This is a genomic window from Bradyrhizobium embrapense, from assembly GCF_001189235.2.
Taxonomy (GTDB): domain Bacteria; phylum Pseudomonadota; class Alphaproteobacteria; order Rhizobiales; family Xanthobacteraceae; genus Bradyrhizobium; species Bradyrhizobium embrapense.
Map to the genome: position 1 here is coordinate 592850 of NZ_LFIP02000003.1, position 23841 is coordinate 616690.

Sequence of the window (23841 nt, forward strand, 5' to 3'; positions counted from 1 at the left end):
GAGTTGCGAACATGAATGCATTGATCCGAATCCTGCGCGCCCGGCGTTTCGCCGCGCGGTTCGTGCTGGCCGGCGCCGTGGCAGTCGGGCTGGCGGCCCCGGTCCTTGCCGAGCCGCCGCTCGAAAAGACCGAGATTCGCTACCAGGGTTGGGCCGGTCAGGTAACGTTCGCCGAGCTCGCCGAAGACCTCGGCTATCTCGCGCCGCTGAAGCTGAAATGGGTCGGCAACACCATCAGCGGGCCGCAGGACATCCAGACCGTCGTCACCGGCGATACCGATATCGGCGGTGCGTTCTATGGCGCAATCCTCAAGCTGATCGCGGCGAAGGCACCGATCAAGGCGGTGATCGGCTATTACGGCTCCGACGCCAACACCTATCAGGGCTACTTCGTCAAGGACGACAGCCCGATCAAGACGGCGCGCGACCTGATCGGCAAGAAGGTTGCGGTCAATACGCTGGGCGCCCACCTCGAATTCGTGCTCCGCGAATATCTGGCGCGGAACGGCCTCAGCGCCGGCGAGGCGAGGCAGGTGACGTTGGTGGCGATACCGCCGGTGACGGGTGAGCAGGCGTTGCGCCAGGGGCAGGTCGAGGTGAGTACGCTCAGCGGCGTGCTGCGCGACAAGGCGCTGGAGCGGGGCGGCATCCATTCGCTGTTCAACGATATCGATCTGTTCGGCCAGTTCACCGGCGGCGCCTATGTGCTGCGGGACAAGTTCATCAGGGACAATCCCAATGCGTCGCGCAAGCTGGTCGAAGGCATCTCGCGCGCGATCCAGTGGGCACAGGCCACGCCGCCGGAAGAAGTGCGGGCCCGGTTCGAAAAGATCATCGCGGAACGCAAGCGCAACGAGGATGGCTCGACGATCAAGTACTGGAAGAGCACCGGTGTCGCGAGCAAAGGCGGTGTGATCTCAGACGCCGAGATCCAGGTGTGGATCGATTGGCTCGTGAAGGACGGGCTGTTCAAACCGGGGCAGATCAGGGCGTCCGACACCTACACGAATGAGTTCAACTATTTCCGTCCCGGCAAGACGGCGGAGGCGCGATGAGCCCGGTCAAGATCCGCTTCGAGCAGGTCCGCAAGGAATTCATCACGCGGGGCGAAGGCGGCCGCCCGGCGGGTTGCTTCACTGCACTGGAAGACATCACGCTCGATGTGCGTGCTGGCGAATTCCTCGCTCTCGTCGGACCGAGCGGCTGCGGTAAATCGACCTTGCTCGATCTGCTGGGCGGACTGACGGCGCCGACCAGCGGCCTTATCTTGCTCGATGGCCGGCCGATCGGCGGTCCGGGACGAGATCGCGGCATCGTGTTCCAGCAATACGCGCTGTTTCCTTGGCGGACCGCAGCGCAGAATGTCGAGTTTGGGCTCGACATCGCCGGCCTGAAGGCCGGGCAGCGGCGCGAGGTCGCGCGGCATTTCCTCGATCTGGTCGGGCTGTCCGGCTTTGCCGATCGCTATCCGCACGAGCTTTCCGGCGGCATGAAGCAGCGCGTCGCGATCGCGCGGAGCCTCGCCTACGATCCGGAAGTCCTGCTGATGGACGAACCGTTCGCTGCGCTCGATGCACAGACGCGTGAGACGCTGCAGGGCGAGCTGCTGCGGATCTGGCGCGCCACCGGCAAGACCATCGTCTTCATCACCCATGCCATCGACGAGGCGGTCGTGCTCGGTCAGCGCGTCGCGGTGATGACATCGCGCCCGGGCCGGATCAAGCAGGTGATCGAAATCCCCGACGTGCTGCGCAGCGAGGCCGAGGATGTGCGTTCGCTGCCGGAGTTCGGCCGCGTCAGGCATGAGGTCTGGACCCTGCTGCGCGAGGAAGTGCAGAACGCCCAGCAGGGACAGTTGTCGGGCGACGCGCGGCGCGCCGGTCGCGAGGTGGAGGAGGAGGCGCATGTCTAGTCTGGAGATGTTGACCCTGCTGGAGCTCGGCTATGGCCGGCGCGAGACCGGCGCGGACCGCCACGCATCGGCGGCAGTTCGGATGCGCGTCGCCCTTCGCCGGCTGGCCACCGCGGGTCGCCGTTCGCTGCTGCTGATTGCTCTGCTGGCCGCCTGGGAGGCGGTGCCGCGGCTCGGGCTGATCGATGCCGTGTTCTTGCCGCCATTCTCGGAGGTGATCGCGGCCGGCTGGCAGCTTGCGCAAACCGGCGAACTCTACGACGACGTCTCCGCCAGCCTGCTGCGCGCCCTGAGCGGATTTCTGATCTCGGTTGTCTTGATTGTCCCGCTCGGCCTCGTCGTCGGCTGGTACACTCGGCTCGGCGATCTCCTGAACCAGTTCATCGAGATCTGCCGTAACACGGCGCCGCTGGCGCTGCTGCCCGTGTTCATTCTGCTGCTCGGGATCGGCGAATTGTCCAAGATCACGATGGTGATCTACAGCTGCGCCTGGCCACTGCTGCTCAACACCATTGCTGCGGTGAAGCAGGTCGATCCGCTGCTGATCAAGTCGGCGCGGACCATGGGCGCTACGCCGCAGCAGCTGTTCCGCAAGGTGATCCTGCCGGCCGCGCTTCCAACCATCTTCGTCGGCATTCGCCTCGCCAGCGCATCGGCCATGCTGGTGCTGGTGGCGTCCGAAATGGTCGGCGCCAAGGCCGGCCTCGGCTATCTCATCATCAACAGCCAGTACAGCTTCCTGATCCCACAGATGTATTTCGGCATTTTCGGAATCACGGTGATCGGTCTGGCCTTCAATGCCGTTCTCGAGGCGATCGAACGGCATTTCATGCGCTGGAAGCAGCCGGCGGCTGGTTAGGAGGAGGGGTTGCCGCCGCCCGGCGTGTTCCGCGCGGTGGCCTGGGTCACCACGCTGTTCGGCGGGACATCCCTGGTCAGCCAGACATTGCCGCCGACGGTCGAACCGCGGCCGATCGTGATGCGGCCCAGGATGGTGGCGCCGGCATAGATGACCACGTCGTCCGCGACGATCGGATGACGGGCGTCGCCCTTGATCAGGCTGCCTTCGTCGTCGGTCGGGAAATGGCGCGCGCCGAGCGTGACGGCCTGGTAGATGCGGACATTGTCGCCGATGATCGCCGTTTCCCCGATTACGACGCCGGTGCCGTGATCGATGAAGAAGCCCGCGCCGATGCTGGCGCCGGGATGAATATCGATGCCGGTCCGGGTATGCGCGATCTCCGCCATCAGGCGAGCCACCAGCCGCGCCCCGAGCCGGTACAGCAGATGGGCGAGGCGGTGGTGGATGATCGCGGTCATGCCGGGATAGCCGATCAGGATCTCAGGAAAATTTCGCGCCGCCGGATCGCCGACGAAGGCCGCGCGCAGATCGTTGACGAGAAGCCCGCGCACCTGCGGCAATTGCGCAGCGAACGCGCGCGTCAGTTCGACGGCGTCATGGCGCTGGAAGCCCGGCTCGAGCTCGTCGCCGACGAACAGCGCCGCGCGGTGGATTTGCGCGTTGAGCGAATCCAGCGCGATGCTCAAGGTGTTGCCGACAAAATAGTCGATGTTCTCGCCGTCGAGATCCGATTGGCCGTAGTGCCGCGGGAACAGCGCCTCGGTCAGGCCGTCCAGGATCGCTTCCAGCGCATCGCGCGATGGGGCGCGGCGCGGATCGCCGTCCCGCCTGATGCTGTGGGTCTCTTCCCTGGAGACGCGCAGTTCGGCAACGATCCGGTCGAGCTGCCAGCGGCCCGGCGGGCTGCCGGCAACGCCGGCCGACGATGGTGGCGACTGTGGCGGCATTTCGCGCTTCATGGCGTGCCTCTCCTTGTCCTAGCGGACGTGGGCCAGCGGGATACTGACTTCAGCAAGCAGATCGAGGTCGGCCTCGTGATCGATCTGCACATATCGTCCGTTCCAGTAGGTGAGGCCGGACAGGCGGTGCGAGACGTCCATGCTGGACAGCCGACCTACGATGATGCCGTGGGAGTGCCGTTCGATGATCTCCTCGACCTGGCATTCGACCGTGGCCAGCGAATGTTGTAGCAGCGGGACGCCGGAAGCACCCGGGATCCAGTCCGTTCCGTCGAAACGCCGTCTGCCTTTCAGGCGGCTGTTGCTGAACCGCTCCGCCAGCGCCTGCTGGTCCGAGCCGAGGATGTTGACGCCGAATAGCCGGTGGCGGGCGATCGGCTCAAAAGAGGAGGCCTGCCGGTTGATGCTGACCAGGAGCCGAGGTGGCGAGGCGCTCAGCGACGTCAGCGAGGTGACAGTCATCCCGGTGATGTCATCACCGCTTCCCGCCGTGATGACGCAAACGCCACCGGCGAGGCGGCGCATCACCAGCCGAAACTGCAGCTCGATCTCGTGATCCGCGTCGACCAAATGGATGTCCGGCTTGCTCATCGGGTCTCTCCCTTTTGCCGCCGCCGGATCCGCTTCCGATCAGAAGAAGCCCTTGGCGGGTAGCGGCGTGCCGCTGATCTCATATTGCCCGATCGAGCGGGCCTTGAAGGTGTTCGGGTTGTGCGACGCCAGGGTCCGCGCGTTGCGCCAGTGGCGGTCGAAATTGGTCGCCTTCTTGGTGGCGGACGCGCCGCCGACATCGAACAGCAGGCTGCCGCTGCGGATCGCGAGCTCATCGGCGACGATCTTGGCTTTTGCCGAGAGCAACGCGGCCCTGTGCGCGGCGTCGACTGCACCGGCATCGCCGGCGTCGAACGCATCGGTGGCGGCGTCGAGCGCCTCCGCCGCCGCGAGCACGACGGTCTCGGCCGCAAATGCGCCGCTGGCGATCTGGCCGACGGTCTGCTGCAGCAACGGGTCGTCCGCCGGGACCTCGCTCGGCGCGTAGTAGAACGTGCGCTTGCGCGACCGCACCAATTCGGCTGCGTCCTGCAACACCGCGCGCGCGATACCGGCGTTGATCGCGGTCAGGAACAGTTGCGCGAATGTGTTGGCGTAGGGAATGCCGTAGCCGGTGTCAGGGGCGTCGAACACCACCTCCTGGCGCTTGACGCGCACGTTGCGGAAGTGCGTGGTGCCGGTTGCGGTCAGCCGCTGGCCGAGCCCGTCCCAATCGTCGATCAGCTCGATCCCCTCGCGGTTGACCGGGATCAGCACCGCCGCATTGGCGCCGGCCGTATCGGCCGTGCGCACCAGCACATAGTCCGAATAGAGCGTGCCGGTGCTGTAGTATTTGGTGCCGTTGAGCAGATAGTCGTCGCCATCGGCGGTCAGTGTGGTGTTCGGCGTGACATTGCCGACTTTCGGGGTATCGAGTTCGGTGGCTGCGAGCCCGATGATCGCGCCGTCGGCGACGGCCTTCTGCCATTGCCGGTGCTGTTCGTCCTGGGGACGACGCACCAGCCGTTCGACCACGCTGAAATGGTTGCGCAGGATATGCGCGACGTTGGCGTCGGCGGCGCCGAGCCGGATCACGAGTTCGAACAGCGTGCGGATCGACGCGCCCGCGCCGCCGACATCCACCGGAAGCCGCAATGCGCCGAGACGCGCATTGCGAATGAGATCGACCTCGGCGAATGGCAGGATACGTTCGCGCTCGCGCTGACCTGCCGCCTCGGCGATACGGCTCAGCAGCGCATCGATGTCGGGGGATTGGCTATCCAGGCGATCGGACGGCTGCAGGGAGCTGGCGGATACGGGCTTGTTCATGGATCTCGGCCTGGAATGATGATCTTGCTCTGTTGCGCATTCGATTGTGGTCGAACCGGCATCGTTAAGATGCCGCAAACTGTCCCACGATTTTTCGCCAACAGAAATAGAGCGGTATTTCAATTGTCGTGAGGTTTGGAGTTTTCTGATTTGTCTGCGCGGGTGGCGCGGCAAGGAAAATCTTTTGATGTGACGTTGCTTGATCTCTGGCCGCGTCTTGGTGAAAAGCGGAGCAACAAGGCGCAATTCGGAGATCGCCAATGACGATACGACCACTTCGCTTCGGCATCTGGGCGCTGGTGCACGGCTCGCGCGCTGCCTATCAGGATCCCGAGGAGCCCTATGATGCATCATGGGAGCGCAATCGCGACCTCGTGATCGCGGCCGAGGCCCTCGGCTACGATTCCACGCTCATCGCACAGCACACCATCAATCCCCATCAGGAGGATCTTGATCAGCTCGAAGCCTGGAGCGCCGCCGCCGCACTTGCCGCGCTGACCAGCCGGATCGAGATCATCGCCGCCATCAAGCCCTACCTCTATCATCCGGTGGTGCTGGCGAAGCTTGCGCTCGGGATCGAGAACATCAGCCGCGGCCGCTTCGCGATCAATCTGGTCAATGCCTGGAACCGGCCCGAGCTCGACAAGGCCGGCATCGGCTTCGCGGAGCATGACGCCCGCTACGCCTACGGCCGGGAGTGGATCAACGTGGTGTCGCGTCTGATGCAGGGCGAGCGGCTGACCTACAAGGGTGAGCATTTCGATATCAGGGACTACGTGTTGCGGCCGGGCAGCCTCTATCGGCCGCGACCGTTGATCTATGTCGGGGGCGAATCCGAGCCTGCGCGTGCCCTGGTCGCCGATCACGGCGATGTCTGGTTCATCAATGGACAGCCGCTTGACGACGTCGCCGGCCTGATTGCCGACGTGGCCGCGCGGCCGCGGGCCACGGCTCCGCTTCGCTTCGGGCTCTCCGCTTTCGTGATTGCGCGCCCGACCCGGGCCGAGGCGGAGGTGGCTTACGAGCGGCTGCTCGATCTCTCCAGAAAGGATGCGCCGATCAAGGCGATCCAGAAGCAGAACACCGATCCCAAGGTCGTGATGATGCAGACCATGCAGAAATCTGCGCGGGTTGGCAGCAATGGCGGGACGGCCGCGGGCTTGGTCGGGAGCTATGACGAGGTGGCGGCTCGCATCCAGGCTTTCCAGGCCGCCGGCATCGAGCTCTTCATGTTGCAATTCCAGCCGTTCGAGGCCGAGATGGAGCGCTTTGCCAAGGAGATCATTCCACGCGTTCGTGCACAGGCACCCGCCGCCGACAGGCTGTCACGTCCGGCCGGCGCGCGCTGATGAGTCAGGCGCTCGTGGCGGTCGGCGGTTGTCGCGCAAAACGGCTCACCGGCCGCGGCAACCCAAAATGCTCGCGCAGGGTGGCCCCCGCGTAATCGCGCCGGAACAGCGCCCGTTGCTGCAGGATCGGCACCACGGTGTCGACAAACACCTCCAAGCCAGTGGGCAATACGTCCGGCATCAGGTTGAAGCCGTCGGCCGCGCCAGCCTTGAACCAGGCTTCGATGTCGTCGGCGATCTGCTCGGGCGTGCCGACGATGATCCGGTGGCCGACACCGCCACCGAGCGCGCGCAGCAACTGACGGACCGTGAGATTGCCGCGGCGCGCGATGTTCACCGTTCCCTGGAACATGGTGTGGTTGGCGTTGGCCGGAAGCGGCAGCGGATCGGGCAGGGGCTTGTCGAGATCGAGAACTGTCGGGTCGACCTGCAATGTGCCGGCCAGTCGCGCAAGGCTGTATTCGATCGGAACCAATTCCCAGAGCTCGTCTTGCCGTCGCTTGGCTTCCGCTTCGGTGCTGCCGATGACCGTCGCGAGTCCCGGCAGAATCACGATGGAGCTTCCGGCGCGGCCGTATGCGGCAGCCCTGGCACGCAGATCGCGCGCATAGGCGACGCCTTCGTCGACGGTTTGTGCCAGCGTGAACACCGCTTCGGCCTGTGCGGCGGCGAGGTCGCGGCCGTCGCTGGATCCGCCGGCCTGAACGGTGACGGGGCGTCCCTGCGGCGAACGCGGCACGTTGAGTGGGCCGGCCACGCTGTAATGGGTGCCGCGATGCCCGATCGGGTGGACCTTCGTCGTGTCGACGAAGCGCGCCGCCTCCTTGTCGCCGACGAAGGCATCGTCTTGCCAGCTGTCCCACAACGCATGGACGACTTCGGCGAACTCCTTGGCGCGGTCGTAGCGCGCCTTGTGCTCGAGTACGGTCGGGAGGCCGAAGTTGCGGCTGGCTGCGGCGTCCGCCGTGGTCACGGCATTCCAGCCGGCGCGGCCGCCGCTCGCCAGGTCCAGCGTCGCGAAACGGCGCGCGATATTGTACGGCTCATTGTAGGTCGTCGATGCCGTCGCGATCAGCCCGATATGGCTGGTTGCGGCCGCGACGCTTGCCAGCACGATGGTCGGCTCCAGCGACATGAACGAGCGGTAGTCGATGCGGTCGGTGATGGCGGGCGTGTCGGCGAGGAAGATCGCATCGAGCTTGCCGCGTTCCGCGATCTGCGCGACGCGCACGTAGTGGCCGACGTCGAAGCAGGCGCGCGGGTCGCTGTCGGGCAGCCGCCAGGCCGACGCATAGACGCCGGAATGCAGAAGATTGACGTTGAGGTGAAGCTGACGATGGGACATGGCGGCTGTATCTGCGATGATGCTTGCCGCTAGATATCCGCATGATGCGCGCGCGAAAATGCATCGCGGCCCCGAGCGGGCAAAAAGAAATATCCGTCCCCGCCGGCGCGCCTTGTGCGCAAGCTCGTGTCGCGTTGTTCGTCGCTGACGCAACATCCGGCATGCGACGACACGAATCTTCTTTGTCCAGCAAGGTGGGTGAAAGCTTCGTCCAACTCTGTGCAAATATCTGAAATTGCCAGTCGGGCTGGCGCGCGCGACGATGTCTGACGGCGCGCCTCGCGCCGCGCCCAATCCGCCCGGAGCTTTCCATCATGCCGAACCCAACTCATCGCGCCGAACGCGTGTCCGCGCCTGAAGGCTCGGTCGCGTTCGAGGCCGACGTCCTGGTGATCGGCGGCGGCCCGGCGGGGACCTGGGCTGCGGTCGGCGCTGCCGAGCGCGGCGCGCGGGTGGTGCTCGCCGACAAGGGATTTTGCGGCACCTCGGGCGCCACCGCCGCGGCGGGAACGGGCGTCTGGTATGTCGATCCGGATCCGGCGTTGCGTGAGGCCGCGATGGCCAATCGCGAGAAGATGGGCGGCTATCTCCAGGATCGCCGCTGGATGGCGCGCGTGCTCGACAGCACCTATCAGCACAGCAATCGCCTCGCCGATTGGGGATATCCCTATCCGGTCGACGACCGCGGCAGGTCGCAGCGCAACTCGCTGCAGGGCCCCGAATACATGCGCCTGATGCGCAAGCGCACCAAGCAGGCCGGCGTCACCATTCTTGACCACAGCCCGGCGCTCGAACTGCTCGTCGACGACGACGGGGCCGTCGCCGGCGCCAGCGGCGTGCGGCGGCAGAAGCAGGATCGCTGGACGGTGCGGGCCAAGGCGGTCGTGATCGCCACCGGCGGCTGCGCATTCCTCAGCAAGACGCTCGGATCGAACGTCTTGACCGGCGACGGCTATCTGATGGCGGCGGAGGTCGGTGCCGAATTCAGCAGCATGGAGTTCTCCAACCCCTACGCGATCTCGCCGGCGTTCGGCTCGGTGACCAAGACGTTGTTCTACGGCTGGGCCAGCTTCACCTATGACGACGGCAGCGTGGTGCCCGGCGCGGCGTCGAAGGGCGGGCGATCGGCGATTGCGCGGGCCCTGCTCGAGGGTCCGGTCTATGCCCGGTTGGACAAGGCGGATGATGAAGTGCGGCGTCATATGCGCGTATCGCAGCCGAATTTCTTTCTGCCGTTCGATCGCACCGGGATCGATCCCTTCAGTGACCGCTTTCCGGTCACGCTGCGGCTGGAGGGGACCGTCAGGGGTACCGGCGGCCTTCGTATCGTCGACGACAGTTGCGCCACCAGCGTGCCGGGGCTCTATGCCGCCGGCGACGCGGCGGCGCGCGAACTGATCTGCGGCGGCTTCACCGGCGGCGGCAGCCACAACGCCGCCTGGGCGATGTCATCGGGCGCCTGGGCAGGGCAGGGCGCCGCTGACTATGCCACCCAGGTCGGATCGGCTGCCGGGCGCAAATTGTCGTCCGCGGGCACCCTGGCATTTCGAAGCCGGCCGCGCCGTGCATTCGCGCCGGCTGCGCTGACCAGGGCCGTTCAGGCCGAGGTCTTCCCGTACGAGCTGAACTACTTCCGCGAGGCATCGCGATTGCAGGGCGCGCTCGGGCGCCTCGACGCCGCATGGCGCGATGTGTCGGAAGCGGACGCCGCCGGCGCGTCCGACATCGTGCAGGCGCGCGAGGCTGCAGCGATGCTGGCGACCGCGCGGTGGATGTACCGCAGCGCGCTTGCCCGTCAGGAAAGCCGCGGCATGCATCGCCGGGACGACTTCCCCGACCAGGACAGCCGGCAGCGGCATTATGTGACGACCGGTGGCCTCGACGAGATCTGGACCTCGGCCCGGCCCCATGCCGACGCCAGTTATGCGGAGGCTGCGGAGTGATCGAGGTTGTCGACGGCGAGCGCTGTACGTCCTGCGATATCTGTGTCAACGTCTGCCCCACCAACGTGTTTGACAAGACGGACGGAATTCCGGTAATCGCGCGGCAAGGCGATTGCCAGACCTGCTTCCTCTGCGAGCTTTATTGTCCCGAGGATGCGCTCTATGTTTCGCCCTTTGCGGATCAGGCGCAGCCGATCGACCTCGTTGCGCTCAAGCAAACGGACAGGATGGGCAGCTATCGCCGGGCCGTGGGCTGGACCGATGAGACCAGCGAGCGTCGCGGCGTCGACCGCAGCTATCTGCTCTTTGGTCACTGAGGCGCCGCGCGCGTCGCGACCAAGACGACCTTATGGACTGACTGAATGAATGTGCATCAATCCCTGACGGGGGAACCTGTCGAGACGCTGTCGCCATTGGCGCATCCGCGCACCGCGGCCGATGCCATGGTCCGGTTCGAGCAGGTCGCGAAAGCCTACCCGGCCTACCGTGACAAGCCGAGCGTGCAGGCGCTGAAGGACATCGACTTCGCAATTCCGCGTGGCTCGATCACCGGTGTGATCGGGCGTTCCGGCGCCGGCAAGTCCAGCCTGGTGCGGCTGATCAACGGGCTGGAGAAACCATCGAGCGGCCGTGTCGTCGTCGACGGCCGCGATATCTCCGGACTTTCGGGCCGCGATCTGCGCCTGGCGCAGCGCTCGATCGGCATGATTTTCCAGCATTTCAATTTGCTCTCGTCGCGCACGGCCGCCGACAATATCGCGCTGCCGCTCGAGATTGCGGGCTGGTCGCGGCGCGACATTGCGCTCCGCGTCGCGGAGCTGCTCGAACTGGTCGGCATCGCCGACAAATATGATCGCTACCCGTCCGAGCTGTCGGGCGGCCAGAAGCAACGCATCGGCATCGCCCGTGCGCTGGCGACGCGACCGAACGTGCTGCTGTCGGACGAGGCGACGTCAGCGCTCGATCCGCAAACGACCCGTTCGATCCTCGATCTCCTCGCCAACATCAATCGCGAGCTTGGCGTCACCATCGTCCTAATCACCCACGAAATGTCGGTGGTGCGTCAACTCGCCAAGGAAGTCGTGGTGATCGACGGCGGTCATATCGTCGAGCGCGGTCACGTCGCCGACATCTTCACGCATCCCGCGCATCCCGTCACGCAGGCATTCCTCTCCGAGGTGATCGGCGACAGCGTCCCGGTGTCGCTTGCGAGCCGCCTGCAGCCACGACCGGTTGCCGGCGGTCGCGCTGTCATTCGCGTCCAGGTCCGCGGTGCCGATGCCGGCGACACCATCGTCGCCCGCCTTGCGCGCGAGCTCGCGATCGACGTCGCGCTGTTGTCGGCCCGGATCGATGAGATCGGCGGTCAACATGTCGGCTCGCTGTCGCTGGGCATTCCCGGCGGCGAGGCCGTGGCCGACAAGGCGGCGCGGTATCTCTCCCAGAACAACCTCCCGGCGGAGCGTCTCGGCTATGTCGCGTGAACTCATCAACCTGATCATTCAGGCTACCGGCGAGAGCCTGTTCATGGTGTCGATCGCCGCCTTGATCGCCACCGCGTTCGGGCTTCCGATCGGCGTCTTCCTGGCCACCAGCCGCAAAGGGGAGTTGTTCGCTGCGCCGGCGGTCAACGGCGTGCTTGGCATCATCGTCAATGCGACACGCTCGACGCCGTTCATCATCCTCGTGGTCGCCATCATCCCGTTCACGCGCCTGATCGCGGGCACCTCCATCGGCTCGGGCGCGGCGATCGTGCCGTTGACCATCGCCGCGATGCCATTCATCGCGCGATTGGTTGAGGCGGCGATCCGTGAGGTCGACGCCGGTTTGATCGAGACCGCGTCCTCGTTTGGCGCCAGCCCACTGCAAATCGTGCTCAAGGTCCTTATCCCGGAAGCGCTGCCGGGCCTCGTGCTTGCGCTGACACTCGCGGTCGTCAGCCTGCTCGGCTATTCGGCGATGGTCGGAGCGGTCGGCGGCGGCGGACTCGGCGACCTCGGCATCCGCTACGGCTACCAGCGCTTCATGCCCGAAATGATGCTCGCGGTCGTCGTCGTCCTGATCGCGCTGGTGCAGACGGTGCAGACGGCCGGAGATTTTCTGGCTCGCCGCGTCAACCGCCGCCTGCGCCATCGCTGAAACTCGTCACGATCTGTTCGGCGCTCTTTTTTCAATACTGACAATTCCTGTGGAGACCCAAATGTCCTTTCGTTCCATTCTTGCGTTCGCCAGCGTGCTCACGCTCTGGTCGGCGTCCGCCGTGGCGGAGACCATCAAGATCGGCGTGACGCCCGGGCCGCATGCGCAAATCCTCGAGGCCGTGAAGCCGATCGCGGCAAAGAACGGGCTCGACATCCAGCTTGTCGAATTCTCCGACTATGTGGTGCCGAACGCTGCGCTCGACGCCGGCGATATCCAGGCCAATTCGTTCCAGAACCAGCCTTATCTGGACAACCAGAAGGCTGATCGCGGTTACAAGATCGAGTCGGCGGGGCTGACGGTCAACTTTCCAATCGGCATCTATTCCAAGAAGCACAAGAGCTGGACGGAGATTCCGGACGGCGGCAAGATCTCGATCCCGAATGATCCGACCAATGGCGGCCGAGCCCTGCTGCTGCTGCGTGACAAGGGTGCGATCAAGTTGAAGGACGGCGTCGGGTTCAAGCCGACAGTCCTGGATGTCACGGACAACCCGAAGAAGCTCAAATTCGTCGAGGTCGATGCGGCCCAGGCGCCTCGTGCGCTCGACGATGTCGATGCCGCAGTGATCAACACGAACTATGCGACTCAGGCCGGACTCGATCCGGTCAAGGACCCGATTCTGCGCGAGGACCCGAAGGGGCCGTACGTCAACCTGATCGCGGTTCGCGCCGCGGACAAGGACAAGCCGTGGGTCAAGATCCTCGTGGACAGCTATCACACGGCTGAGGTCAAGGAATTTGTCCTGACCAAATTCAAGGGCGCCGTGCTGCCGAGCTGGTAGCCGCGGCCGGGCCCCGACCTTATTCGGCAGCGTCGGAGCGAACTGCGTTCGAGGGCAGGTGCCGATAGCCCGCGCCGGGATGCGTGGCATGAAGGCGCGGCCCGCGTTCGGGGAACAGCTTTTCCCGCAGCGTGCCTTCGCGATAGGCCGTCTTGTACACGCCGCGTGATTGCAGTTCCGGCGCCACGAGGTCGACGAAGGCGTCGAGCGATTCGGGCGCGACGAGGCGGAACAGGTTGAAGCCGTCGACATCGGTGTCGTCCGCCCAGGCGATCAGCTCGTCCGCGACATCCTGCGGCGAGCCGACCACGAAGGGGGACCGCGCGCCGACGCGGCTCAGCGTCGCAAGGTCGCCGACCCTGACCGGGCGGTCGCTCCGCACGGTGAAGTTCTCCACCATCGACTGGATCGCGTTGCTCTCGACATACTTCACCGCCTGGTCGGGGCGATAGGTCGAGAAATCAATGCCGGTCCAGCCCGAGAGCAGCGCGAGCTGCCCGGTCTGGTCGACATGTGCGGCATATTCGGCGAGCAGATCTTCCGCTTCTGCCCGGGTCGGCGCGACGATCACGGTCGCGCCGGCAAACAGACGGATATCATAGGGATCGCGCCCGAACTCCTTTGCGGCGCTCCTGATGTCGCGGACCGCGCGGGCGAGAATTGGCCTGGTCTGCCCGTTGAGGAAGATGGCCTCCGCATGCCGTGCCGCGAAGGCGCGGCCGCGTTTCGAGGTGCCGGCCTGATACAGCAGCGGCGTGCGCTGCGGGGAGGGCTCCGCAAGGTGAATGCCGTCGACCCTGTAGTGCGGCCCTTCATGGTGGACGCGATGGATCTTGGAAGGATCGGTGAAGATCCGAGCCGCGCGGTCCCGGCGCACCGCGTCGTCCTCCCAGCTGCCTTCCCATAGCTTATAGCTGGCAGCGAGGAATTCTTCCGCCGCCTCGTAGCGTTCGTCATGGGCGCGGTTGGCGTCGAGGCCCATGCCGCGGGCGCCGCTGTCGAGATAGCCGGTCACGATGTTCCAGCCGATCCGTCCGTTGGTGAGATGATCGAGCGTCGAGAAGCGTCGCGCGAGCTGGTAAGGGTGTTCATAGGTGAGGTTGGACGTGATGCCGAAACCGAGATGCCTGGTGACCAGCGCCATGGCGGAGACCAGCAGGGTCGGTTCCGCATTCGGCAATTGAACAGCGTGGCGGAGCGCTGTGTCCGGATTGCCGCCGTAGACGTCATAGATGCCGAAGACGTCAGCCAGGAAGATGCCGTCCAGCAGTCCTCGCTCGGCGGTCTTCGCATAATTGACCCAGTAATCGAGCGAGTTGTAGTCGAGTGAGGTGTCGCGCGGATGCGACCACAGGCCGGCCCAGTTGTGGCTTGGCGCCATCATGTTGAATGCGTTGAAGCGAAGCTCTTTCGATTTTGCCATCGACCTGTCCCGACAGTGATCGTGTCGCGACACCGTAACAGTTTGCCTGCGTGACTTTGTTTTCTATTCGAGCGTTCTGCGCAAAAATCCTGCTGCAGCGTAATTATCGGACAGCACATTACGCTCATCGATGCGTGCGGGCCGGGTCTATGCGTTCATGCAGCTCGGATCGCCGGCGGTCACTGCACTGTGCGATCCGCGATCTCGCGCGCCGGTACCGGCCGCCCGCATGCGAAACAAATCCGTCGTGCGGGATGTTCCGTCGGAAAAATTCGGGATGTCGTCCGCGAGACGTCAGCACGTCCATCGCTATTTTCCTGGACATCTCGACAGCAGCAAAGTCGCTGCGCATCATTTCGCGACTTGCAGCGCGTGGTTCACCGATCTCAGGAGAGTTTGAAATGCCGGTCGAAACGAAGAATCTCGAGACGCTCGCCCTGCATGGCGGGTCCTACCGGTCCGATCCCACGACCGGTGCGGTGGCGGTTCCGATCTATCAGACCACCTCGTTCCAGTTCGAGAACACCGACCATGCCTCCCGGCTGTTCGCGCTGGAGGCGATCGGGCAGATCTACACAAGGATCAAGAATCCGACGGCGGACGCCTTCGAGGAACGGCTGGCGGCGTTGGAAGGCGGCGTCGGCGCGCTCGCGGTGGCCTCGGGCCAGACCGCCTCGGCGTTTGCAATCTTCAATATCGCCCAGGCCGGCGACAACATCATCTCTTCGACCGATCTCTATGGCGGCACCTGGACGCTGCTGTCGCAAACCTTGAAGCAGTTCGGCATCGAGGTGCGGTTCGTCGATCCGGCCGATCCGGAGAACTTCCGTCGCGCCACCGATGCGAAGACCCGCGCCTATTTTGCCGAAACCCTGCCCAATCCCAAGCTCAACGTGTTCCCGATCAGGGAGGTGGCCGATATCGGCCGCTCGCTCGGCGTGCCGCTGATCCTCGACAACACGGCGGTGCCGTTGATCGCGCGTCCGTTCGAGCATGGTGCCGCCATCGTGGTCTACTCGACGACGAAGTATATCGGCGGCCACGGTACGTCGATCGGCGGCGCGATCATCGACGGCGGCAATTTCGACTGGGCGGCGCATGCCGAGCGCTTTCCGCTGCTGACGCAGCCGGACGCCGCCTATCACGGCGCGATCTGGACGGAGGCGGCCAAGCCGCTCGGTCCGATCGCCTACATCCTGCGCGCGCGTGTCAAGCTGCTGCGCGATCTCGGCGCTGCGATCGCGCCGCAGAACGCCTTCCAGTTCATCCAGGGGCTCGAGACGCTGCCGCTGCGGCTGCGCCAGCACAATGAGAATGCCATCAAGGTGGCGGAATTCCTGGCCCGGCACCCCAGCGTTTCCCATGTGATCTTCCCGGGACTGCAGGATGGCGAGAATCGCCGCCGCGCCGACACCTATCTGAAAGGCGGCTATGGCGCGCTGGTCGGCTTCGAGTTGAAGGGGGGCGTCGAGGCCGGTCGCCGCTTCATCGATGCGCTGAAGCTGTTCTATCATGTCGCCAATATCGGCGATGCGCGGTCGCTCGCGATCCATCCAGCCTCGACCACCCACCAGCAGCTTACCGGCGAGGAGCAAATCGCGGCCGGCGTCACGCCCGGCTATGTGCGGCTTTCGGTCGGGATCGAGCACCCTGACGACATCATCGCCGACCTCGTTCAGGCATTGGCTCAGGCCGAGGCAGGCAGCAGCGCCCGCAAGGCGGCGTGATCAAACTTGGCACAATCGAAACAGGATCGAGATGATGAAGACATTGTTGCGCCTGGCGCAAGCGGCGGGCGTTGTCCTTGCCCTGACGGCGAGCGCCGTCGCCGACGAACCACTCAAGATCGCGACCAGCGCCGGTCCGGTCGGCCAGCTTGCAGCGTTTGCCGCCAAATTGGCCAAGGAGAAGGGGCAGGACGTCAAGGTCGTCGAACTGTCCGATTGGGTCGCCTTGAACGAGGTGGTCAACAGCGGCGACGTTGACGCCAACCTGTTTCAGCATGGCACTTATCTTGCGATCCAGAACAAGCAGCGCGGCTTCAATCTGGTCCAGGTCGACAAGGTCGGCGTGATCGCACCGGTCGGGCTGTTCTCGAAGAAGATCAAGTCACTCGACGAGATCAAATCCGGCGACAGCGTCGCGATCCCGAACGAGCCGCTCAACGGTGCGCGCGGATTGATCCTGCTCGAGCGGGCCGGCCTGATCAAGCTGACGCCGGGTAAGGGCTTTGCGGTGAGCCGCTTCGACATCATCGAGAACCCGAAGAATCTGAAGATCGTCGAGCTCGATCCGGCGCAGACCTATCGCTCGCTCGACGACGTGACGCTCGCACTCGTCAACATCACCTATTTGATCCCGGCGGGCGGCGATCCGAAATCGGCGCTGCTGATCGATCGCACGGTGGATGACGGGCTGGTGCTGCGCTTCACGGCGCGGCCGGACAAGAAGGATGATCCGCGCCTCAAAGCCTTCATCCAGGTCTTCGACTCGCCCGAGGTGAAGAAATTCATCGAGGACAAGCTGCCGGCATTCATTCCGGCCGGCTTCAGCAGCTAGGCGCGCGTCAGTTCACGGCGGAGCGGGGGCTGCCCTGTTTCCTCGGTACGCGAGAGCAGGGCAGCGAGTTCGGCGCACTGATTGCGGATGTCGGGAATCGCAATGATCTCCCAGAACGCCGCGCGGGTCAGCGGACCCACCGCGAACAGGCGGCGCGACGGGACGCCTTCACGATCGACGATTGCGCAATCGGGATCGGTCTCGATGCCGATGCAGAGCGGGTCGACGCAGGCGAGGCCCCGTTGAAACAGGCTGCGTACGGCCGGATTGGGCGTGGCACGTGGATCCTTCACGATGCCGGTGCAGTCGACGACGGCACCGACTTGCAACTGCCCGGTTTCGGCGTCCCCGCGCAGGCGATATGTGACCGCAGCGCCGGCACCGTTCGGTTCGATTTGGATCACCTTTGCCGCAATCAGGCTGAGCTGTCCATGATAGAGCGCGCCGGTGATGCGGGCCTCGACTTCCGGCGCCATCCGGTGCCGATGCACGTCCCACCAGGCTCGCGCATGCTCGAGAAAGCGGCGCTTCGACGTCAAGGGGAGCTCACGCCATAGCCGTTGAGTGTAGGGCCTGAGCCCGTCGATTATACCACGCCAGTCGCCGCCCTCGGCGGCATGCCGCTCGACACGTGCACGGAGCCAGCGCGTCAATTGACTGACGCTGGCACCGAACGGAACGTCAGTTTCGGCGATACGAACGGGATCGACCCGACGATGCGGCTTGGCGAGCAGGCCGCGTCGCGACATCGCAATGATAGGCCCGCGGTGTCCATCACGCAGCAACGAGAGGACGTAGTCGACCATCGTGAGGCCGGTGCCGAGGATCAGGACGGTCGCGTCGGCATCGACGGGAGCGGCCGACGGCGGCGTCCAGGGATCTGCGTGCCCAGGGTTGCTGGCGCGCATGTCGTGCCCGGTGGCAAGCACGACGGTATCGCCGACAAGGCTGCGGCCGTCGTCCAGCGCGACAGTCGCCCGGTCCGAGTCCTCACTGACATCGACGCAGGTCCCGCGCACGATCGTGAGTCGTTGCCCGTCTGCGCAATTGGGCGCTCCTTGCTCCAGCAGACTGGCGATGTAGTCCCCGTAGACCCGCCGGGGAACAAAGCAATAGGGGTCAGGACAGAGCGGCACCTCGTCCTGGTGTGAGAGCAGCCAACGCCAGAAATGATCCGGCTGGTCCGGTAGCGCGCTCATATTCGCAACGCGAACGTTGAGCAGATGATCGGGATTTCCGGTGTGGTACGCGATGCCGCGACCGATATCCGGACGCTGTTCGATCAACGTGACGCGGAGATCGCACGATGATTGATGCAGCAATTGATACGCCAGCAGGACGCCGCTGGCGCCTCCGCCAACGATGATGACATGCCGTCCAGCAGCATCAGTCATGCTGTCCTCCACCGACCAGTCGATTGCACGAGGCGTGCAGAGCCAACGATCAACGTTCGCAAACGTGGACAGGCGGCCACGGCGAGATCGGTGGTCGCATGTGTCTTCGGCAAGTGTCGCGCGTCAGCCGAAACGCAGCGCGCCCTGCGCGGTCGGCTCAACTAGCCATGCGGCCCGAACAGGAAGATCTCGCGTGGATCGCGCTGCCCATCGGGATTTGCGGCGCGGGCGAGCTTCCTGCGCCACCGCTGCAGTTGTCGGGTCATGTGACCGAGGGTGCGGAGCCAAGAGGATGCGAGACGCATAAAACCTCCGTCGAATAGTCGTCTCTCCAAAATAGCACGTCTTTGCCTGGCTCGAACGCGAACCATGATCGATGCGTCCAGTTTGCAATCAATAGGTCGAACCATGCCGGTTCTATGGAATGCTCGCTTCGCCCGTCGATCCGGCAAAGGAAATTCATTCTCAATGCGATCGCTGATCAGCGACCGCATTTCGGTATCTGAGCGGTGCTTGCGGAGTGGGAGCGGCATGGGCGCGCCACGTCGAACGAGGAAGGCTGACGTGCCGCACGCCCCATCGTTGCGTCTCGGCGCTCGCAGCCGGCTTTCGTGCCGCGCATCACCACCCAGCATCGGCTCGACGCCAGGCACGGCGGACCGGCAGCTGCTGTTCCGATAAATCGGCCCCGAGCGGCTTGAGCGATGCGCGAGGTGCGACCCGAGCGCGGGGCGCCCTGCGGCGAGGACGGTTGACAGGGCGGAGCGCCCACTTTAATCACCTGACTAATTAATCAATTAATTAAGGTCTGAAACCCTAGGGAAAGAATCCGCCTGATGCTGGCCGGCCGTCGATATCCGAAGCTGCTTGCCCCGTGTGGTCGCGGCTTCACCGGGCTGGAAGAGAAGGCGCCTGCCGTCAGATCCTGCAGTGCAACTCCGTTCGCGCGCGCCGCTCGGCGTTGCGCGCTCGACAGCGATGCCGCGGATCGGCGCGTCCTGCCCGAACCCGGGCGGGCTTCATTCACCCGAACGCAAAAATGAGGAGTGAGGCGTAAACGATGGGACGTCGATCTGAAGTACTGATGGCGCAAGACACCGCCGGCACCGACAACCGGCGCGTGATACAGGTGGTATCGCGCGCATTCGACATCGTGCGTTGCTTCGAAGGTCGAAGCATACGCCTGGGCAATCGCGAAATCGCCGATCGCTGCGGTCTTCCCCGATCGACGGTCTCCCGTCTCACCTTGACCCTCACCCAGATCGGCCAATTGATCTACCTGCCGCAAGAACAGAAATACGCTCTCGGTCCGCACGCCGGCGCGCCCAGCGTCCCGTTGTTTGCAGAGGAGGGCGGCAAGCCTGCCCGCGCCGATGGGCGGGAGCGCGAGCCGACGCAGCCGTCCATGCTGATCAACGCGCGCTACTTCGAAGATCAGCGCAAGCCGGTTTCCGCGCCGCTTTCGGTCACGCCGCACCGCTGACGCCTCGGCTTGTTCCGGGGTAGAAAGCGCAGCGGAAACGGTCGGGACCAATCGGCACGAGCCCACAGTCAAAGAAACATCCAAGGTAGAGGGAAACGCATGTCTGAAGCATACATCATTGACGCGGTCCGCACGCCGCGCGGCATCGGCAAGCCAGGCAAGGGCGCGCTGTCGCACCTGCATCCGCAGCAGCTGGCAGCAACGGTGCTGCGCGCGCTCAAGGAGCGCAACAAGCTCGACACCTCGACCGTCGACGACATCATCTGGTCGACCTCGACCCAGGAAGGCAAGCAGGGCGGCGATCTCGGACGCATGTCGGCGCTCGCCGCCGGCTACGACATCAGCGCCAGCGGCACGACGCTGGATCGCTTCTGCGGCGGCGGCATCACGTCGGTGAACCTCGCGGCAGCGTCTGTCATGTCGGGGATGGAGGATTGCGTCATCGCCGGCGGCACCGAGATGATGAGCTATCAGCAGACCCTCGCGGCCGAGCGCTCCAAGGCGGGGCAGGCGCCGCGGATGATGGGTTCGGGCAATCCGGCGCTCGACGAGATCCATCCGCAGTCGCACCAGGGCGTGTGCGGCGACGCCATCGCCACGCGTGAGGGGATCAGCCGCGAAGCCTGCGATGCGCTGGCGCTGACGAGCCAGCAGCGCGCCAAGCGGGCGATCGATGAAGGCCGCTTCGCCAAGTCGGTGATCCCCGTCCTCAACGACGACGGCAGCGTCGCCCTCGGCCGTGAAGAATTCCCGCGCCCCGAGACCACGGCCGAAGGCCTTGCTTCGCTGAAGCCGAGCTTCGAGCAGCTTGCCGATTTCGACCTCGGCAACGGCACGACGTTCAAGAAGCAGATCCAGCGCCGCTACCCGGGCCTCGAGTGGAAGGGCGTACATCATGCCGGCAACAGCTCGGGCGTGGTGGACGGCGCCGCCGCGGTGCTGATCACGTCGAAGCAATATGCCGAGAAGCACGGCCTCAAGCCGCGCGGCCGCATCGTGGCCTACGCCAACCAGGGTGACGATCCGACGCTGATGCTCAACGCGCCGGTTCCGGCGGCCAAGAAGGTCCTCGCCAAGGCCGGCCTGACCAACGATGACATCGACGTCTGGGAGATCAACGAGGCCTTCGCGGTGGTCGCCGAGAAGTTCATCCGCGACCTCGACCTTGATCGCGAGAAGGTCAACATCAATGGCGGCTCGATCGCGCTCGGCCACCCGATCGGTGCCACCGGCTCGATCCTGATCGGCACCGCGCTCGACGAGCTCGAGCGCAGCGGCGGGCGTTATGGCCTGGTCACCATGTGCGCCGCCGGCGGCATGGCGCCCGCCATCATCATCGAACGCATCTGATCGCGAAAGGATAACGCCATGAAACTCGATTCATCGGTCGCCGCCGTCGTCACCGGCGGCGCGTCGGGCCTCGGCGCGGCCACCGCGCGCGCGCTTGCCGCGCAGGGCGTGAAGGTCGCGATCTTCGACTTCAACGAAGAGAAGGGCGAAACCATCGCCAAGGAGATCGGCGGCGTGTTCTGCAAGGTCGACGTCACCTCCGACGAGCAGGTCGACGCGGGCTTCGCCAAGGCCCGCGCGGCACACGGCCAGGAGCGCATCCTGGTGAACTGCGCCGGCACCGGCAACGCGGTGAAGACCGCAGGCCGGGACAAGAAGACCGGCGAGCCCACCCACTTCCCGATCGATGCCTTCAACCGCATCATCCAGATCAACCTCGTCGGCACCTTCCGCTGCATCGCCAAGTCGGCGCAGGGCATGTTGTCGCTGTCTCCGCTGGAGCACGGCGAGCGCGGCGCGGTCGTCAACACGGCCTCCGTCGCGGCCGAAGATGGCCAGATGGGGCAGGCGGCCTATTCGGCCTCGAAGGCCGGCGTCGTCGGCATGACCCTGCCGATCGCGCGCGACCTGATGGCCGAGGGCATCCGCGTCAACACCATCCTGCCGGGCATCTTCAACACGCCGCTGCTGCAGGGGGCGCCTGAGAACGTCAAGGCCGCGCTCAGCGCGTCGGTGCCGTTCCCGAAGCGTCTCGGCATGCCGGAGGAGTATGCGCATCTGGCGCTGACCATGATCACCAATGGCTACTTCAACGGTGAAGATGTCCGTCTCGACGGTGCGATCCGCATGGCCCCGCGCTAACCCAACCCGCAGGAGACCAAAGCGATGTCCGAAGAAACGCCGGTCCTCACTGAAGTCCGCGGACCTATTCTGATCATCACGCTGAACCGGCCGGAAGCCAAGAATGCCGCCAACCTCGCCCTCTCCAAGGGCGTGGCCGCGGCGATCGACCGGCTCGACGCCGACGAGGCCCTCAGCGTCGGCATCATCACCGGTGCCGGCGGCACATTCTGCTCGGGCATGGACCTCAAGGGGTTCCTGAAGGGCGAGCGGCCGTCGATTCCCGGCCGCGGCTTCGCCGGCCTCACCGAGGCGCCGCCGAAGAAGCCGCTGATCGCGGCGGTGGATGGCTACGCGCTCGCCGGCGGGATGGAGATCGCGCTGGCGTGCGACATGATCGTCGCCAACCGCAACGCCAAGTTCGGAATCCCCGAGGTGAAGCGCGGGTTGGCCGCGGCGGCGGGCGGGCTGATCCGCATGCCGCGCCAGATGCCGTTCCGCGTGGCGATGGAGTTCGCCTTGACCGGGGAGTTCTTCGGCGCACAGCGCGCCTACGAGCTCGGCATCATCAATCGCGTGACCGACGGGCCGGCGCTCGACGCCGCGCTCGAGCTTGCGGCGGCGATCGGCGCCAACGGTCCGCTTGCCGTCAAGGCATCGAAGCAGGTGATCGTCGAATCCCGGCTCTGGCCGGAAGACCAGATGTGGAAGAAGCAGCAGGAGATCGTCGGTCCTGTCTTCGTCTCCGAAGATGCTCGCGAGGGTGCAGCTGCCTTCGCAGAAAAACGCGCCCCGAACTGGAAGGGCAAGTAAGGCGTTGCTTGTTTCGGTAACGGGTCGAACTAGAATCTAGAGCTTCAGTTCTGGTTCGATCAGAACCGAAATGCTCTGGCCTGGCACTGCGACGAGCTGTCTGGCTCGCTCCGCGAGTCAGCCCCGCGCCTGCCTCAGCGGCTCGCGCGCATGCTCCTTCGAGCGCATCAAGGCGTCGACGAAGATCGGCTCCCAGGAGCGGATGTGGCTGCGGAGCAGGGTCGGCAGCGCCTCCGTCTCGCCGGCGAGCGCGAGATCGATCAGCCGGTAGTGCTCGGGCACCGAGGCCTGCTGCCGCTCGAGCCCGGCGCGTGAGCTGATGCCGTAGAGCCGCATCTTGTCGCGCAGGCTCATGACCATGTCGGTCAACAGCTCGTTGCCGGCGGCCGCGATGAACTCGCGATGATAGTTGCGGTCAGCTTCCAGATAGAGCTGGACGTCGTCGGTCTCGACGGCCCTCGCGATCTGGTCGGCCCAGCCGCGCACGACCGGCAGATCCCTTGGCGGATTGGCGGCGACCAGCACGGCGGCGTGCAGCTCCAGCACCTCGCGCATGTCGAACAGATTGCGCAGTTCGGTCAGCGTCGGCTCCACCACCTTGAAGCCGCGGTTGCGCATCGGCTCAACCAGGCCGCCGCGGCTGAGCTCGAGCAGCGCTTCGCGAACCGGTGTCGAGGAGACGCCGAGGCTCGCTGCCAGACTCGGCACCGAATACATCGTCCCAGGGAGGCTCTGCCCGGAAATGATCTCGGCGCGCACCCGCTGCAGCACCTGTTCGCGCAAATTCTGGTCCATGGGTGGTTCGCGGCGCCTCTCGCTCCGAGCT

Annotated in this window: 21 protein-coding genes and 1 pseudogene; 15 read left to right on the forward strand and 7 right to left on the reverse strand. The window is 65.1% G+C overall.

All coding sequences use genetic code 11. The features are described 5' to 3' along the window. The first annotated feature begins 11 nt into the window (after positions 1–11). The 3 genes from AKN83_RS16800 to AKN83_RS16810 are packed head-to-tail and all read left to right on the forward strand — an operon-like array spanning position 12 to position 2771. Positions 12–1055 carry an ABC transporter substrate-binding protein gene (locus tag AKN83_RS16800; protein ID WP_050405194.1) on the forward strand — a complete coding sequence of 348 codons (1044 nt, stop codon included), beginning with the start codon at positions 12–14 and terminating at the stop codon, positions 1053–1055. Then, complete coding sequence (locus AKN83_RS16805; protein WP_050405195.1) at positions 1052–1912, forward strand: ABC transporter ATP-binding protein; 861 nt, start codon at positions 1052–1054, stop codon at positions 1910–1912. The genes AKN83_RS16800 and AKN83_RS16805 overlap by 4 nt, the downstream gene beginning before the upstream one ends. Then, a complete protein-coding gene (locus AKN83_RS16810; protein WP_172803562.1) occupies positions 1905–2771 on the forward strand; it encodes an ABC transporter permease in 867 nt (288 codons plus the stop codon). Before AKN83_RS16805 ends, AKN83_RS16810 begins: the two co-directional genes overlap by 8 nt. On the opposite strand, the gene epsC is transcribed toward AKN83_RS16810, so the two are convergent. Genes epsC through AKN83_RS16825 form a run of 3 tightly spaced genes read right to left on the reverse strand, consistent with a single transcriptional unit; the run spans position 2768 to position 5593 of the window. After that, complete coding sequence (epsC, locus tag AKN83_RS16815; RefSeq protein ID WP_083992092.1) at positions 2768–3733, reverse strand: serine O-acetyltransferase EpsC; 966 nt, start codon at positions 3731–3733, stop codon at positions 2768–2770. The genes AKN83_RS16810 and epsC overlap by 4 nt on opposite strands. Before the next feature lie 18 nt (positions 3734–3751). Next, positions 3752–4324 carry a flavin reductase family protein gene (locus AKN83_RS16820; RefSeq protein ID WP_050405197.1) on the reverse strand — a complete coding sequence of 191 codons (573 nt, stop codon included), beginning with the start codon at positions 4322–4324 and terminating at the stop codon, positions 3752–3754. Positions 4325–4363: 39 nt separating this feature from the next. Next, on the reverse strand, positions 4364–5593 hold the full coding sequence (locus tag AKN83_RS16825) for an acyl-CoA dehydrogenase family protein (RefSeq protein ID WP_050405198.1): 1230 nt from the start codon (positions 5591–5593) through the stop codon (positions 4364–4366). A gap of 260 nt (positions 5594–5853) precedes the next feature. Here AKN83_RS16825 and AKN83_RS16830 point away from each other — a divergent pair, with 260 nt between their 5' ends. After that, on the forward strand, positions 5854–6942 hold the full coding sequence (locus AKN83_RS16830; RefSeq protein ID WP_050405199.1) for an LLM class flavin-dependent oxidoreductase: 1089 nt from the start codon (positions 5854–5856) through the stop codon (positions 6940–6942). A 4-nt stretch (positions 6943–6946) separates the two neighbouring features. On the opposite strand, the gene AKN83_RS16835 is transcribed toward AKN83_RS16830, so the two are convergent. Beyond that, entirely contained in the window at positions 6947–8287 is a 1341-nt protein-coding gene (locus tag AKN83_RS16835) for an LLM class flavin-dependent oxidoreductase (protein ID WP_050405200.1), read from the reverse strand. Between the two features lie 314 nt (positions 8288–8601). Here AKN83_RS16835 and AKN83_RS16840 point away from each other — a divergent pair, with 314 nt between their 5' ends. The 5 genes from AKN83_RS16840 to AKN83_RS16860 all read left to right on the forward strand — a co-directional run bounded on the left by AKN83_RS16840 (position 8602) and on the right by AKN83_RS16860 (position 13213). Then, a complete protein-coding gene (locus AKN83_RS16840) occupies positions 8602–10230 on the forward strand; it encodes an FAD-dependent oxidoreductase (protein WP_063695380.1) in 1629 nt (542 codons plus the stop codon). Beyond that, entirely contained in the window at positions 10227–10547 is a 321-nt protein-coding gene (locus AKN83_RS16845) for a 4Fe-4S dicluster domain-containing protein (protein WP_050405202.1), read from the forward strand. The genes AKN83_RS16840 and AKN83_RS16845 overlap by 4 nt, the downstream gene beginning before the upstream one ends. Before the next feature lie 45 nt (positions 10548–10592). Beyond that, positions 10593–11714, forward strand: coding sequence for a methionine ABC transporter ATP-binding protein (locus AKN83_RS16850; RefSeq protein WP_050405203.1), 1122 nt, complete (start codon positions 10593–10595; stop codon positions 11712–11714). Beyond that, positions 11704–12369 (forward strand): methionine ABC transporter permease, encoded by a 666-nt coding sequence (locus AKN83_RS16855; protein ID WP_050405204.1) that lies wholly within the window; start codon positions 11704–11706, stop codon positions 12367–12369. Before AKN83_RS16850 ends, AKN83_RS16855 begins: the two co-directional genes overlap by 11 nt. A gap of 61 nt (positions 12370–12430) precedes the next feature. Continuing rightward, entirely contained in the window at positions 12431–13213 is a 783-nt protein-coding gene (locus AKN83_RS16860; RefSeq protein ID WP_050405205.1) for a MetQ/NlpA family ABC transporter substrate-binding protein, read from the forward strand. A 19-nt stretch (positions 13214–13232) separates the two neighbouring features. Here the strand turns inward: AKN83_RS16860 and AKN83_RS16865 are convergent, their stop codons facing one another. Continuing rightward, positions 13233–14636, reverse strand: coding sequence for an LLM class flavin-dependent oxidoreductase (locus AKN83_RS16865; RefSeq protein ID WP_050405206.1), 1404 nt, complete (start codon positions 14634–14636; stop codon positions 13233–13235). Between the two features lie 401 nt (positions 14637–15037). Here AKN83_RS16865 and AKN83_RS16870 point away from each other — a divergent pair, with 401 nt between their 5' ends. Next, positions 15038–16363 (forward strand): O-acetylhomoserine aminocarboxypropyltransferase/cysteine synthase family protein, encoded by a 1326-nt coding sequence (locus AKN83_RS16870; protein ID WP_050405207.1) that lies wholly within the window; start codon positions 15038–15040, stop codon positions 16361–16363. 34 nt (positions 16364–16397) lie between these two features. After that, positions 16398–17195, forward strand: coding sequence for a MetQ/NlpA family ABC transporter substrate-binding protein (locus AKN83_RS16875; RefSeq protein WP_050405331.1), 798 nt, complete (start codon positions 16398–16400; stop codon positions 17193–17195). Here the strand turns inward: AKN83_RS16875 and AKN83_RS16880 are convergent. Continuing rightward, positions 17192–18589, reverse strand: a complete 1398-nt coding sequence (locus AKN83_RS16880; RefSeq protein ID WP_050405208.1) for an FAD/NAD(P)-binding protein — start codon at positions 18587–18589, stop codon at positions 17192–17194. The genes AKN83_RS16875 and AKN83_RS16880 overlap by 4 nt on opposite strands. 1060 nt (positions 18590–19649) lie before the next feature. On the opposite strand from AKN83_RS16880, the pseudogene AKN83_RS41225 reads away from it, so the two are divergent. From AKN83_RS41225 to AKN83_RS16900, 4 genes and pseudogenes are all read left to right on the forward strand, one after another. Then, positions 19650–19928 (forward strand): annotated as a pseudogene (locus AKN83_RS41225) (helix-turn-helix domain-containing protein); the annotation flags it as partial. 243 nt (positions 19929–20171) lie between these two features. After that, a complete protein-coding gene (locus AKN83_RS16890) occupies positions 20172–21422 on the forward strand; it encodes an acetyl-CoA C-acetyltransferase (protein ID WP_050405210.1) in 1251 nt (416 codons plus the stop codon). Between the two features lie 18 nt (positions 21423–21440). Further along, the gene (locus tag AKN83_RS16895; protein WP_050405211.1) at positions 21441–22223 is read left to right on the forward strand and encodes an SDR family NAD(P)-dependent oxidoreductase; all 783 of its coding nucleotides are present in this window, start codon (positions 21441–21443) and stop codon (positions 22221–22223) included. Between the two features lie 24 nt (positions 22224–22247). Then, positions 22248–23015, forward strand: a complete 768-nt coding sequence (locus AKN83_RS16900; protein ID WP_050405212.1) for a crotonase/enoyl-CoA hydratase family protein — start codon at positions 22248–22250, stop codon at positions 23013–23015. A gap of 117 nt (positions 23016–23132) precedes the next feature. Here the strand turns inward: AKN83_RS16900 and AKN83_RS16905 are convergent, their stop codons facing one another. Then, positions 23133–23810 (reverse strand): GntR family transcriptional regulator, encoded by a 678-nt coding sequence (locus AKN83_RS16905; RefSeq protein WP_050405213.1) that lies wholly within the window; start codon positions 23808–23810, stop codon positions 23133–23135. Positions 23811–23841: the final 31 nt, after the last annotated feature.